Annotated in this window: 12 protein-coding genes and 1 pseudogene; 4 read left to right on the plus strand and 9 right to left on the minus strand. The window is 69.4% G+C overall.

Features of this window, described 5'->3' with window-relative positions:
* The first annotated feature begins 123 nt into the window (after nt 1-123).
* Nucleotides 124-1,002, plus strand: a complete 879-nt coding sequence (locus tag ACWCP8_RS11880) for a chitosanase (protein WP_451115666.1) — start codon at nt 124-126, stop codon at nt 1,000-1,002.
* Between the two features lie 81 nt (nt 1,003-1,083).
* Here ACWCP8_RS11880 and ACWCP8_RS11885 read toward each other — a convergent pair whose 3' ends face one another.
* The 9 genes and pseudogenes from ACWCP8_RS11885 to ACWCP8_RS11925 form a co-directional block, all read right to left on the minus strand.
* Nucleotides 1,084-2,526: a nucleobase:cation symporter-2 family protein gene (locus tag ACWCP8_RS11885; RefSeq protein ID WP_382831962.1), complete on the minus strand. Its 1,443-nt coding sequence runs from the start codon at nt 2,524-2,526 to the stop codon at nt 1,084-1,086.
* Nucleotides 2,527-2,763: 237 nt separating this feature from the next.
* Nucleotides 2,764-4,152 carry an 8-oxoguanine deaminase gene (locus tag ACWCP8_RS11890; protein WP_451115668.1) on the minus strand — a complete coding sequence of 463 codons (1,389 nt, stop codon included), beginning with the start codon at nt 4,150-4,152 and terminating at the stop codon, nt 2,764-2,766.
* 45 nt (nt 4,153-4,197) lie between these two features.
* A pseudogene (locus ACWCP8_RS11895) lies at nt 4,198-4,353 on the minus strand (purine permease); the annotation flags it as partial.
* Between the two features lie 182 nt (nt 4,354-4,535).
* Nucleotides 4,536-5,459, minus strand: coding sequence for a factor-independent urate hydroxylase (pucL, locus tag ACWCP8_RS11900; protein WP_451115670.1), 924 nt, complete (start codon nt 5,457-5,459; stop codon nt 4,536-4,538).
* 7 nt (nt 5,460-5,466) lie between these two features.
* A complete protein-coding gene (gene uraH, locus ACWCP8_RS11905; RefSeq protein ID WP_352265019.1) occupies nt 5,467-5,871 on the minus strand; it encodes a hydroxyisourate hydrolase in 405 nt (134 codons plus the stop codon).
* Between the two features lie 5 nt (nt 5,872-5,876).
* Nucleotides 5,877-6,386 (minus strand): 2-oxo-4-hydroxy-4-carboxy-5-ureidoimidazoline decarboxylase, encoded by a 510-nt coding sequence (gene uraD / locus ACWCP8_RS11910; RefSeq protein WP_451115673.1) that lies wholly within the window; start codon nt 6,384-6,386, stop codon nt 5,877-5,879.
* A 167-nt stretch (nt 6,387-6,553) separates the two neighbouring features.
* Nucleotides 6,554-6,931 (minus strand): helix-turn-helix domain-containing protein, encoded by a 378-nt coding sequence (locus ACWCP8_RS11915; protein WP_451115675.1) that lies wholly within the window; start codon nt 6,929-6,931, stop codon nt 6,554-6,556.
* Complete coding sequence (locus ACWCP8_RS11920) at nt 6,928-7,179, minus strand: hypothetical protein (RefSeq protein ID WP_326606402.1); 252 nt, start codon at nt 7,177-7,179, stop codon at nt 6,928-6,930. The genes ACWCP8_RS11915 and ACWCP8_RS11920 overlap by 4 nt, the downstream gene beginning before the upstream one ends.
* A 56-nt stretch (nt 7,180-7,235) precedes the next feature.
* Nucleotides 7,236-8,432, minus strand: coding sequence for a lactonase family protein (locus tag ACWCP8_RS11925; RefSeq protein ID WP_451115758.1), 1,197 nt, complete (start codon nt 8,430-8,432; stop codon nt 7,236-7,238).
* Nucleotides 8,433-8,668: 236 nt separating this feature from the next.
* On the opposite strand from ACWCP8_RS11925, the gene ACWCP8_RS11930 reads away from it, so the two are divergent.
* The 3 genes from ACWCP8_RS11930 to ACWCP8_RS11940 all read left to right on the plus strand — a co-directional run bounded on the left by ACWCP8_RS11930 (nt 8,669) and on the right by ACWCP8_RS11940 (nt 12,110).
* On the plus strand, nt 8,669-9,508 hold the full coding sequence (locus tag ACWCP8_RS11930; RefSeq protein WP_451115677.1) for a TIM barrel protein: 840 nt from the start codon (nt 8,669-8,671) through the stop codon (nt 9,506-9,508).
* A 46-nt stretch (nt 9,509-9,554) separates the two neighbouring features.
* Nucleotides 9,555-10,454, plus strand: coding sequence for a 2-hydroxy-3-oxopropionate reductase (locus ACWCP8_RS11935; RefSeq protein WP_382831946.1), 900 nt, complete (start codon nt 9,555-9,557; stop codon nt 10,452-10,454).
* 198 nt (nt 10,455-10,652) lie between these two features.
* Complete coding sequence (locus ACWCP8_RS11940; RefSeq protein WP_451115679.1) at nt 10,653-12,110, plus strand: catalase; 1,458 nt, start codon at nt 10,653-10,655, stop codon at nt 12,108-12,110.
* Nucleotides 12,111-12,146: the final 36 nt, after the last annotated feature.

The following is a 12,146-nucleotide window of genomic DNA, read 5'->3' on the forward strand; positions in this document are numbered from 1 at the left end:
AGCCGGACTCAACTCGCTTACGCCGAAGGAGTGCATGGCTCTCACTCCACCACGACTCTCACTCCACTCTGATAGGAAAGCTTCCTAGCGGATCCGGAACGACGAACTCCCTTTGGAGGAATGGTGCCCGCTCCCCATCGGCACGCCGCACGTCGCGACACTCGCCCCGTACGGCTCGCGCTGGTCGCATTCGGGGTGACCCTCACGGCGTCACCCACCACCGCCAACGCCGGTACCCACACGCATCCGGTCGTGCGCCAGGAGGTCTCCGCCACCCGGCAGGCGGCTGCCGCCACCGGGCTGGACGATCCGGCGAAGAAGGAGATCGCCATGCAGCTGATCTCCAGCGCGGAGAACTCCTCACTCAACTGGAAGGCGCAGTACAGGTACATCGAGGACGTGGGCGACGGCTGCGGCTACACCGCGGGCATCATCGGCTTCTGCTCCGGCACCGGCGACATGCTCGACCTCGTCGAGCTGTACACCCAGCGCAAGCCGGGCAACGTCCTCGCGAAGTATCTGCCCGCTCTGCGGGAGGTGAACGGCACCGACTCGCACGACGGCCTCGACCCGAACTTCGCCGAGGACTGGGCGACCGCGGCGTCGGACCCGGCCTTCAAGCAGGCGCAGAACGACGAACGGGACCGGGTGTACTTCAACCCGGCGGTCGGTCGGGGGAAGGCCGACGGCATCGGCACGCTCGGCCAGTTCGCGTACTACGACGCCATCGTCATGCACGGCGACGGCGACGACAGCACCAGCTTCGGCTCCATCCGCAAGCGCGCGCTCGCCAGGGCGAAGCCGCCGTCGCAGGGCGGCAACGAGGTGACCTACCTCAACGCCTTCCTGGACGCGCGGGTCTGGGCGATGCGGCAGGAGGAGGCCCACTCGGACACCAGCCGGGTGGACACCGCCCAGCGGGTCTTCCTGAGGAAGGGCAATCTGAACCTGAATCCGCCGCTCGACTGGAAGGTGTACGGCGACAGCTACCACATCGGCTGAGTCCCGCCCGGACCTGCCCGGAACACGTCTGTGGCGCGTACGGCTCCCGCCGTGCGTGCCACAGCGCCGTGCCGGACACGCTCAGTGCGCGCCCACCGGAGCCGCTGCCGGGACGGAGCGCTCCTCCTCGTTCGCCTCCTCGGGTTTCCTGCCCAGGTGGTTGAAGACCAGATTGAGGACGATCGCCACGACGCACCCGGTGGAGATCCCCGAGTCCAGCACGACGAGGAGATCCTTGGGGAACGCGTGGTAGAAATCCGGCGCGGCGATCGGGATCAGGCCGATACCGACGGCGGCCGCGACGATCAGCGCGTTCTCGCCCTTCTCCAAAGCCGCGCCGGCCAGCGTCTGGATGCCGCTCGCGGCGACCGAGCCGAAGAGCACGATGCCCGCACCACCGAGCACCGGCAGCGGCACGAGCGCGATGACGGACGCGCCGACCGGTACCAGGCCGAGCACGATGAGGATGCCACCGCCTGTGGCGACGACGAACCGGCTGCGTACCTTGGTCATCGCCACGAGGCCGATGTTCTGCGCGAAGGCGCTGCACATGAAGCCGTTGAAGAGCGGGCTGATGGCGCTGCCCAGGGTGTCGGCGCGCAGACCGCCCTCGATGGTCCGCTCGTCCGCCGGACGGCCGACGATCTTGCCGAGTGCCAGCATGTCCGCGGTGGACTCGGTCATGCAGACCAGCATCACGATGCACATGGAGACGATGGCGGCGATCTCGAACTGCGGCGCCCCGAAGTGGAACGGGGTCGGGAAGCCGATCAGGTCGGCGTCCTTGATCGCGCCGAAGTCGGTGATGCCGACCGGGATCGCGATCAGGGTGCCGGCGACCAGTCCGAGCAGGATCGCGATCTGCTGGAGGAAGCCGCGCAGCAGTTTGCGCAGCGCGAGGACGATCACCAGGGTGAGGGCCGCCATGGCGATATTGGTCGTCGACCCGTATCCGTCGGCCGTGGCGTTGCCGCCCTGGGACCAGTTGAAGGCGACCGGCAACAGGGAGACGCCGATCAGGGTGATGACGGTGCCGGTGACGACGGGCGGGAAGAAGCGGACCAGTTTGCAGAAGTAGGGGGCGAGGACGAAGCCGAGCAGGCCGGCCACGATGATCGCGCCGAAGATGACGGCGATGCCGTCGTGTCCGCGGTCCTTGCCGATCGCGATCATCGGTGTCACACCGGCGAACGAGACGCCGTTGACGAACGGCAGCCGGGCGCCGATGCGCCAGAAGCCGAGGGTCTGGAGCAGGGTGGCGATGCCGGCGGTGAAGAGGCTCGCCCCCATCAGGAAGGCGGTCTCCTTGGGGGTGAGGCCCACGGCGGGTCCCACGATCATGGGCGGGGCCACCACGCCCGCGTACATCGCGGCCACGTGCTGCAGTCCGCTGGTGAACATCTTCAGTGGGGGGAGAGTCTCGTCGACCGGATGGTTGCCGTCGGCGACCTGCGGGTCGTCCCGTATCGGCTCCTGGTCGGGTCCTGCGACTGCGTCGTTGCGAAACCTGGGCTGTGCTGCCACGGCGGTTCCTCCGGTCGGTTACACGTCAAAGCGACGCGGGTGTCTGGGAGGTGGTGCGTTGGTGCAGGTGGGGCAGGTCGTGCAGCTGATGCGGCAGCTTCGGTCACCGGTCCGGCGGGCGCGTACGTCTGCGTACGTGCCCGCCGGACCGGCTGCCGTGGACCCCGCTCGGGCCCACGGCGGCCGGCCAAGGGCCGTCCCCCTTCGGCCGGCCGTTCTCGGGGGCGCCCCGGAGCGTCAGGCTCCGGCGGCGATCTGCGCGAGGCGGCGGGCCTCGTCGCGGGTGGAGCGCGCGATGGCGTCCTCGTCCACGGTGGTGAGGTGGTTGCTCTCGACGACCGTCTTCCCGTCGACGAGGGAGAGAGTGACGGGGGCCGCCGCGCCGAACACGAGCGCGGTGACCGGGTCGGCGATGGAGGAGTGGGCGAGCGTGTCCAGCTTCCAGAGCACCAGGTCGGCGAGCTTGCCGACCTCCAGGGAGCCGATCTGGTCGGCGCGGCCGAGTACCTGGGCGCCCCCGTACGTGCCCAGGCGCAGCGCCTGACGGGCATTCAGGGCCCGTTCGCGGTGAGCGCCGAGGCGGTTGATGAGGAGGGCGTTGCGCAGTTCGGTGTGGAGCTCACCGGACTCGTTGGATGCGGTGCCGTCGACGCCGAGGCCCACCGGGACACCCGCGGCGAGCATGTCGGGGACCCTGGCGATGCCTGCGGCGAGGCGGGCATTGGAGGACGGGCAGTGCGCGACGCCCGTTCCGGTACGGGCGAACGCGGCGATGTCGGAGTCGTTCATATGGACGCAGTGCGCCATCCACACGTCGTTGCCGAGCCAGCCCGTCGACTCGAAGTAGTCGGTCGGGCCCATGCCGAACAGCTCGTGGCAGAACTTCTCCTCCTCCACGGTCTCCGAGCCGTGGGTGTGCATCCGGACGCCGCGGCGGCGGGCCAGCTCGGCGCCCTGACGCAGCAGTTCGGTGGAGATGGAGAAGGGCGAGCAGGGCGCGACGGCGATCTGGGTCATGGAGTCGAATGATCCGTCGTGGTGCGCGTCGATGGTCGCCTCGGTGGCGGCGAGCGCACCGTCGAGCGTCTCGACGGCGAAGTCCGGCGGCAGTCCGCCGTCCTTCTGGCTGCGGTCCATGGAGCCGCGGGCGAGGGTGAACCGTACGCCCATGTCGCGGGCCGCCCCGATGACGGCGCCGGACAGGTCGCCGGAGCCCTGCGGGTAGACGTAGTGGTGGTCCATGGCGGTGGTGACGCCGCCGCGGACCATCATCGCGAGCGAGCCCTGCGCGGCCGCGCGGACCATCGGCTCGTCGATGCGCGCCCATGTCGGATAGAGCGCGACCAGCCAGTCGAAGAGGTTGTGGTCGGTCGCCAGGCCCCTGGTGATCCACTGGTAGAAGTGGTGGTGGGTGTTGATCAGGCCGGGAGTGACGAGGTGCCCGGCGCCGTCGATGCGTCGTACGACATTCTCCAGGCCCTCGGGGGCCCGGCCGGCGCCGACGTGCTCGATGCGGTTGCCCGCGACGACCACATGGCCCGAGGCGTACTCGGTGTCGTCGGCGTCGACGGTCGCGATCGAACAGTTCTCGATGACGATGCGTTCCACACGATCAGGGGCTGCCATGGCGCTTCCTTCTTCTCGCTGCAGGGACGTGGGCACGGCAGGACCCTAGGAGGATTTGAGTGCCACAGCCGTGCGGCCGTGGGTGCCGAGATGATGGAGGAACAGGTTGAGCGGGACGGCGACGAGCGCTCCCGTACCGATCCCGGAGCGCGGCACGGTCCGCGCCGAGGACGGGGATCCGGCGTGGAGGCCGGGCCCGGCGGGCGTCAGCAGGACGGTGGCGGGTCCGGCGGTCAGCGGGCCGGCCGGATGGGCGGAGCTCTCCGGTGGTGCGGTGCACGGGCCTTCTGCTGCCGGCCCCGTTGCGTGCAGTGCCATGGGGGGTTCCCTCCGGTCCGGCCGGTCCCCGTCCGTCGGCGGACGGGGACCGGCTCGGTGCCGCGTCAGAGGTTGGTCATGTCGACCGGGATCTGCGGCTCTGTGCCGTCGCGCAGCACGGTGGCCTCGATCAGGCCGTACGGGCGGTCCGCGGCGAAGTAGACCTCGTTGTCGTTCTTGAGGCCGAACGGTTCCAGGTCCACCAGGAAGTGGTGCTTGTTCGGGAGCGAGAAGCGGATCTCGTCCACCTCGCTGCGGCTGTTGATGATGCGCGAACCCATCTGGTAGAGGGTCTGCTGCAGCGAGAGGGAGTACGTCTCGGCGAAGGCCTGGAGCATGTGCTTGCGCGTCTGCTCGTAGGACTTCTCCCAGTTCGGCATGCGCGCGTCGTCGCTGGTCCAGTTGTACCGCCACTTGGCGGACACCTCGGTCGCGAGGATGCGGTCGTACGCCTCCTTGAGCGTCGTGTACTTGTCCTTGACGTAGCCCCAGAACTCGGAGCTGGTGGAGTTCATCACCACGAGGTCCTTGAGGCCCGAGATGACCTGCCACTTCTCGCCGTCGAAGGTGATCTGCGTGGTGCGCGTCTCCTGGCCCTTGCGGACGAAGGAGTGCTTGACCTCGTCGGCGCCGATGAACTGCGAGTTGCCGTCGGAGGTGGCGATGCGCTCCCAGGCGTACTCCTCGATCCGGATCCGCGCCGTCCTGATCGGCTCCTGCGACGTCACGAAGTGACGGGCGAGGTGGATGCCGAACTGCTCGGCGGACTCGATGCCGTGCTCCTTGGCGAACGCGTACACCGTGTTCTTGGTGGTGTCGGTCGGCAGGACGTTGGCGTTGGAGCCGGAGTAGTGGACGTCGTCCATGTCGCCGGAGAGAGCGACCGAGACGTTCAGGTCCTTGATGTGGTGGGTGTCGCCGTCCCGCGTGATCCTGACGACGCGGTTCTCTGCTTTGCCGTACTGGTTCTGGCCGAGAATCGTGGGCATGTCGGTGCTAGCTCCCTCGGTAAACGGAGTAGCCGAACGGGTTGAGCAGCAGCGGTACGTGATAGTGCTCGCCCGGTACGACGGCGAAGGTGATCGCCACCTCCGGGAAGAACGCGCCGCTGTCCCTTACGCGGGGGGCGTCCTGCTGCGCCTCGGCTTGCTTCTTGGAACTGTGCTCATTGGAGAAGTACGTCTCGGTGTCGAAGTCGAGCCGTACGTGGGCGGTGCCCTCCGGCAGCGCCGGCAGGTCCTTGCATCGCCCGTCCGCATCGGTCGCGGAGCCGCCGAGCGTCACCCACTGCGCGTCGCTGCCGCTGCGGACGGCGAGCGAGACGGGGACGGCCTCGGCGGGGCGGCCGATGCTGGTGTCCAGGATGTGTGTGGACACCGATGCGGTGGTGTCGGTGCGCAAGACCGTCACTCTCCTTCTGTTACGAGACGGGTCAGCCGGATGCGGTTGATCTTGCCCAGCTCGGTGCGCACGATCTCGCGCTCCTGGTCGGGCGAGTTCCCGATCCGGGACTTCACCGCGTCACGCATCTGCTCACCGGTGGCGCCGGTGGCGCAGATCAGGAAGACGTGTCCGAACCGCTCCTGGTAGGCGAGGTTCAGTTCGAACATCTCGGCCTTGAGCTCCTCGGTGGCGCCGGCCATCCCCCGCTGTTCGCGTGAGGAGGTGGGGTCCCCGGGCTTCGGGCGGCCGATCGGGGGGTGTCCGGCCATCGCGTCGGCGAGCTCGTCCTCGGTCAGCTCGGCCGTGGCGGCGTCACTGGCGGAGAGAAGGGCTTCTGCGGTGGCGTACGGGCGCCGGGAGAGGATCGCTCTTCCCCATGCCCCGCTGGCACACACCTCGTGCAACGCGGTGATGGCCTCGTCGTCCGCCAGGATGTTGAACCGGGCGAGGCCCGGTGTGGAACTCGAAGTCACGGGAGCCTCCGTGGCTGTTCTTCGCTGTGCGTCGGTCGGGCTGCGGATAGCTAACGCCTTCCGCAACACCACGTCAACACTTTGTTGAAATTACCCGAACAGAAAAGGCCGTCGCCGGGCGATCCGGACAACGGCCTTCCATGGTGCTTGTGCACCTCTTCATTCAACTACTCACCTTTGGCGGCGTTTTCCCGGTTGAGATAGTTGTAGACGGTGAAGCGGCTGACACCCAGGGCCCCGGCCACCGTCTCCACCCCGTGCCGTACGGAGAAGGCACCGCGTGCCTCCAGGGTCCGCACGACCGCCTGTTTCGTCTTCCGGTCCAGGTCGGCGAGTGGCATCCCGTGCTGTCGCTCCATGGCGGCCAGGATGTGGTCGAGCGAGTCCGACAGCTGCGGCAGGCGTACGGCTATGACGTCCTCACCCTCCCAGGCCAGCACCACGTCGTCGGCCCGCGCCTGCTCCGGCCCGATCAGCTCGGCGCCCATGGCGTCGACGAGCGGCTTGACCGCGGTGACGAGGGGGTGGTCCGCAGGTTCGGTCACTTCGAGTCCTCCCCGACGACGTTGACCTGGAGCGATATCCGGGTGGCACCCGACTCCAGGGCCTTGCGCAGCAGGGAGTCCACCGCGGTGAGCACCGCGTCCGCGCCGCCCTCCGCCGTATTGCCGAAGGGGCCGACGTCCACGGCGTCCAGTTCGGCCGACTGGATGACCTCGCGGGCCACCACCGCGTGTGCGGGTGCCTCGTCGAGATCGAACGGCTCGGTGGTGAACTCCACTCTCAAGCGCACTGTGCCTCCCTCGTGTGCTCGCCGTGCGCCCAGGGGCCCGCGGCTCGGCCCCGACCCTAACGGACCTCCGCCGGGCCCGGCGGCGGGAGCGGCAGCACACAGGCGGCCATCGGGGCGGCGAACGGGGTTCCGGTGCGGCGCAGGCCGCCGTCCGCCCGGTCGACGTCGAAGACCGTCACCGTGCCGGACCGCTGATTGGCGGCGAGGAGCAGCGCCCCGTCCGGCGAGAAGGCGATCTGCCGGGGGAAGTCACCGCCCACCGGCACCGTGTCGATCAGCCGCAGCGCGGCCCCGCCCGCCTCGACGGCGTAGCGGGTCAGGCTGTTGTGGCCGCGGTTGGCGAGGTAGGCGAAGCGGCCGTCGCCGGTGACCAGGAGCTGGGCGGGATAGCTGGTGCCGGGGCCGGTTCCGGTGGACTGCCCGGCCCCCGGGGTCACGGCGCCGGTGGCGGGGTCGTAACCGCAGACGACGACGGTGTTGTCGACCTCGCAGGCGAGGTAGGCGAAGCGGCCGCTCGGGTGGAAGGTGAGGTGGCGCGGGCCGGCGCCAGGTCGCAGCGCGGCATAGGAGAGCCGGCGGAGCGTGCCCCGGCGCGTGTCGAGCCGGTACGTGTAGACGGTGTCGTTGCCCAGGTCGACGGCGAGGACATGGCCGCCGTCGGGGGCGGTGACGATCTGGTGGGCGTGCGGCCCGTCCTGGCCGGGGCCGGGGGCCGGGGCCGTATGGACGACCAGGTCGGTGCGCTCCCCCAGCGAACCGTCGGCTGCGATCGGGTGCACGGCGACGCTGCCCGAGGTGTAGTTGGCGCTCAGCAGCCACCGGCCACTCGGGTGGACCGAGAGATGGCAGGGGCCGGCGCCGCCGGTGGAGCGGGTGCCGAGCACCCGGAACGTTCCGTCCGGGGCGAGCGCCACGGCCGTCACGCCGCCTTGCTCCTGCTCGTCGACGGTGTACAGCGTGGCGCCCGAGGGGTGCAGGGCGAGGTACGAGGGGTTGTCGACGCCGGTGATCGTCGTTCGTCCGGTGATCGCACCGGTCGCCGGGGCGTACCCGGCGACCCCGATCCCCGTACCCCCTCCGGCGGTCGAGGTGTACGTCCCCAGGAAGAGCGTCCCGGTCCTTCGGTCGCGGGCGGCCGGTGCGTCCGGCCCGGCCGTCGGTCCGGACGGCGCGGGCGGGGCGGGCGAGAAGGAGACTGCGGCGCCCGCCAGGAGCGCTCCGAGAAGCGTGCGTCGGCTGGTGCGGGTCGTCATGCGCGGCACCTCGGGGTCGGCTGCGTCGGACATGTCAGCCACACTCTCCCGCCCCGACCGAAGCCGCAAGTGGCGCAATTTCGGTTGCATCCTCCGCAACCACCATGCACGGGGCCGCGCGCGCCGCTCCCGGCGGCCCGGTGTGCGGACCCCCTCTTGACAGCTCTCCCATCAGCCATGCAATCTTCCGTTAAGCAGAAACTAACTTCCGCAATACGGAAGGAGCGCCTGACCTCATGGGACACCCGGACCAGCGCTTCGATGTGAACCTTTCGATCCTCTTCACGGAACTCCCGCTCCTGGAGCGCCCCGCGGCGGCCGCCGCCGCGGGCTTCACGGCGGTCGAGCTGTGGTGGCCCTGGATCGAGACCCCCGCCCCGCCGCAGACCGAACTCGACGCTCTCAAGAAGGCGCTCGACGACGCGGGCACGCAGCTGGTGGGGCTGAACTTCTACGCCGGACAGCTGCCCGGCCCCGACCGCGGTGCGCTCTCCGTACCCGGCGCGGAGTCGGACCGGTTCCGCGCCAATATCGACGTGGCGGCCGGCTTCGCCGCCTCGGTCGGCTGCAAGGCGCTGAACGCGCTCTACGGCAACCGCGTCGACGGCGTGGACCCGGCGGTGCAGGACGAACTCGCCCTGGAGAACCTGGTCCTGGCCGCCCGCGCGGCCGACCGGATCGGGGCGGTCCTGCTCATCGAGACCCTGAACAAGCCGGAGTCGCCGCGCTACCCGCTAGTGAGCGCACCGGCCGGGATCGAAGTCGTCGACAAGGTCAACTCCGCGACGGGCCTCGGCAACGCCAGGTTCCTGCTGGACCTGTACCACCTGTCGATGAACGGCGAGGACCTCAGCCAGGTGATCGCCGCGTACGCCGGGAAGACCGGCCACGTCCAGATCGCGGACAACCCGGGGCGCGGCGCGCCCGGCACCGGCTCACTGCCGCTCGAGCAACTCCTCGACGAGCTGACGAAGGCCGGTTACGACGGCTGGGTCGGCCTGGAGTACAAGCCGGGCGACCGACCGAGTTCCGAGTCCTTCGCCTGGCTTCCCGCCGAGGCGCGCGCGGCCCGCTGAGGGCGTCGGACCCCCCTCGTACACACGTTTTCAGGAAGGCACCCTCATGAGCAACAACCTCCCCAAGGTTGCGTGGATCGGACTCGGCATCATGGGCTCCCCCATGTCCGAGAACCTGATCAAGGCCGGTTACGACGTCACCGGTTACACCCTGGAGCAGGACAAGATCGACCGGCTGGTCGCCGCCGGCGGGAACGGCGCGGGCTCGATCGCCGAGGCGGTCAGGGACGCCGATGTCGTGATCACGATGGTGCCGGCCTCCCCGCAGGTCGAGGCCATTGCGTACGGCCCCGACGGCATCCTGGAGAACGCGAGGCCCGGGGCCCTGCTGGTCGACATGTCCTCGATCACCCCGCAGACCTCCGTGGACCTCGCGAAGAACGCGAAGGACCGGGGCATCCGCGTGCTGGACGCCCCGGTGTCGGGCGGCGAGGCCGGTGCGATCGAAGCGGTTCTGTCGATCATGGTCGGCGGCGAGCAGGCCGATTTCGACGCCGCGCAGCCGATCCTCCAGGCACTCGGCAGGACCATCGTGCTCTGCGGCCCGCACGGCTCCGGCCAGACGGTGAAGGCCGCCAACCAGCTGATCGTCGCGGTCAACATCCAGGCCTGTGCCGAGGCCGTCGTCTTCCTGGAGAAGTCCGGGGTGGACCTCTCCGCCGCGCTCGACGTGCTGAACGGCGGGCTGGCCGGCTCGACCGTGCTGACCCGCAAGAAGGACAACTTCCTCAAGCGGGACTTCGCGCCGGGCTTCCGGATCGATCTGCACCACAAGGACATGGGCATCGTCACCGACGCCGCCCGCAATGTCGGGGCCGCGCTGCCCGTCGGCGCCGTGGTCGCGCAACTCGTCGCCTCACTGCGCGCGCAGGGCGACGGCGGCCTGGACCACTCGGCGCTGCTGCGCGCGGTCGAGCGCCTCTCGGGTCAGCCCGTCCAGGCCTGACCGGCCTGCCCCCAGACTTCCGGATGGTGTCGGCGCCGACACCTGTCCTGTCGCGCCCAGGCGTCGGCACCATCCGGAACACCCCACTCTCAATTTCAACAAACTGTTGACGTTCGGTTCGGAGCGTACTTACGCTCCTGGAGCCCCCAGGGCGTCGCAGTTCAGCAGCTCCCGTACGGAAGGTCGCCCCCCGACACCATGACGCAGCGTGTGCTTACGACCGAGTCAGGCGCCCCGGTCGCCGACAACCAGAACTCCGCCACCGCCGGCGTCGGTGGCCCGATCCTCCTCCAGGACCAGCACCTGCTGGAGAAGCTCGCGCGCTTCAATCGGGAGCGCATTCCGGAGCGCGTGGTCCACGCCCGCGGCTCCGGCGCGTACGGCTACTTCGAGGTCACCGACGACGTCACCGGCTTCACCCGTGCCGACTTCCTCTCCGCCGTCGGCAAGCGCACCGAGACGTTCATCCGGTTCTCGACGGTCGCCGACTCGCTCGGCGGCGCCGACGCCGTACGCGATCCACGCGGCTTCGCCCTCAAGTTCTACACGGACGAAGGCAATTACGACCTGGTCGGCAACAACACCCCGGTGTTCTTCATCAAGGACCCGATCAAGTTCCCCGACTTCATCCACTCGCAGAAGCGCGACCCGTTCACGGGCCGTCAGGAGCCGGAGAATGTCTGGGACTTCTGGGCACACGCCCCGGAGGCGACCCACCAGGTGACCTGGCTGATGGGCGACCGCGGCATCCCGGCCTCGTACCGTCACATGAACGGCTACGGCTCGCACACCTACCAGTGGACGAACACCGAGGGCGAGGCCTTCTTCGTCAAGTACCACTTCAAGACGAACCAGGGTGTGCGCTCCCTCTCCAGCGAGCAGGCCGCCGAACTCGCGGGCAGGGACGGCAACTCGCACCAGACGGACCTGCTGCAGGCCATCGAGCGGGGCGTGAACCCGTCCTGGACCCTGTACGTGCAGGTCATGCCGGCCGCCGAGGCCGCGGACTACCGCTTCAACCCGTTCGACCTCACCAAGGTGTGGCCGCACAGCGACTACCCGCTGCAGCGGGTGGGCCGACTGGTCCTGGACCGCAACCCGGACAATGTCTTCGCCGAGGTCGAGCAGGCCGCCTTCTCCCCGAACAACTTCGTGCCCGGCATCGGCCCGTCCCCGGACAAGATGCTGCAGGGCCGTCTGTTCGCCTACGCCGACGCGCACCGCTACCGGCTCGGCGTCAACCACACCCAGCTCCCGGTGAACGCGCCGCGGACCGCCGTCGTCGACAACTACGGTCGCGACGGCCTGCACGCCACCCGCAACGGTGCGCGGCACGACAAGAACTACGAGCCCAACTCGTACGCGGGCCCCGCCCAGACCGACGCGGCGCCCTCCGCCCCGCTCGCCGTCCACGGCTGGACCGGCACCCACGCGGCGCCCGCCCACACCAAGGACGACGACTTCTTCCAGGCGGGCGAGCTCTACCGGCTGATGTCCGAGGACGAGAAGGGCCGCCTGGTGGCCAACATCGCCGGAGGCCTCTCCCAGGTCACCCGCGACGACGTGATCGAGAAGAACCTCGCTCACTTCCACGCCGCGGACGCCGAGTACGGCAAGCGCGTCGAGGAAGCGGTCCGCGCCCTGCGCGAGGACTAGAACACCGGGACCGCGCAGAGGATATGACGTGAGGTC

The organism is Streptomyces sp. NPDC002206, assembly GCF_053593595.1.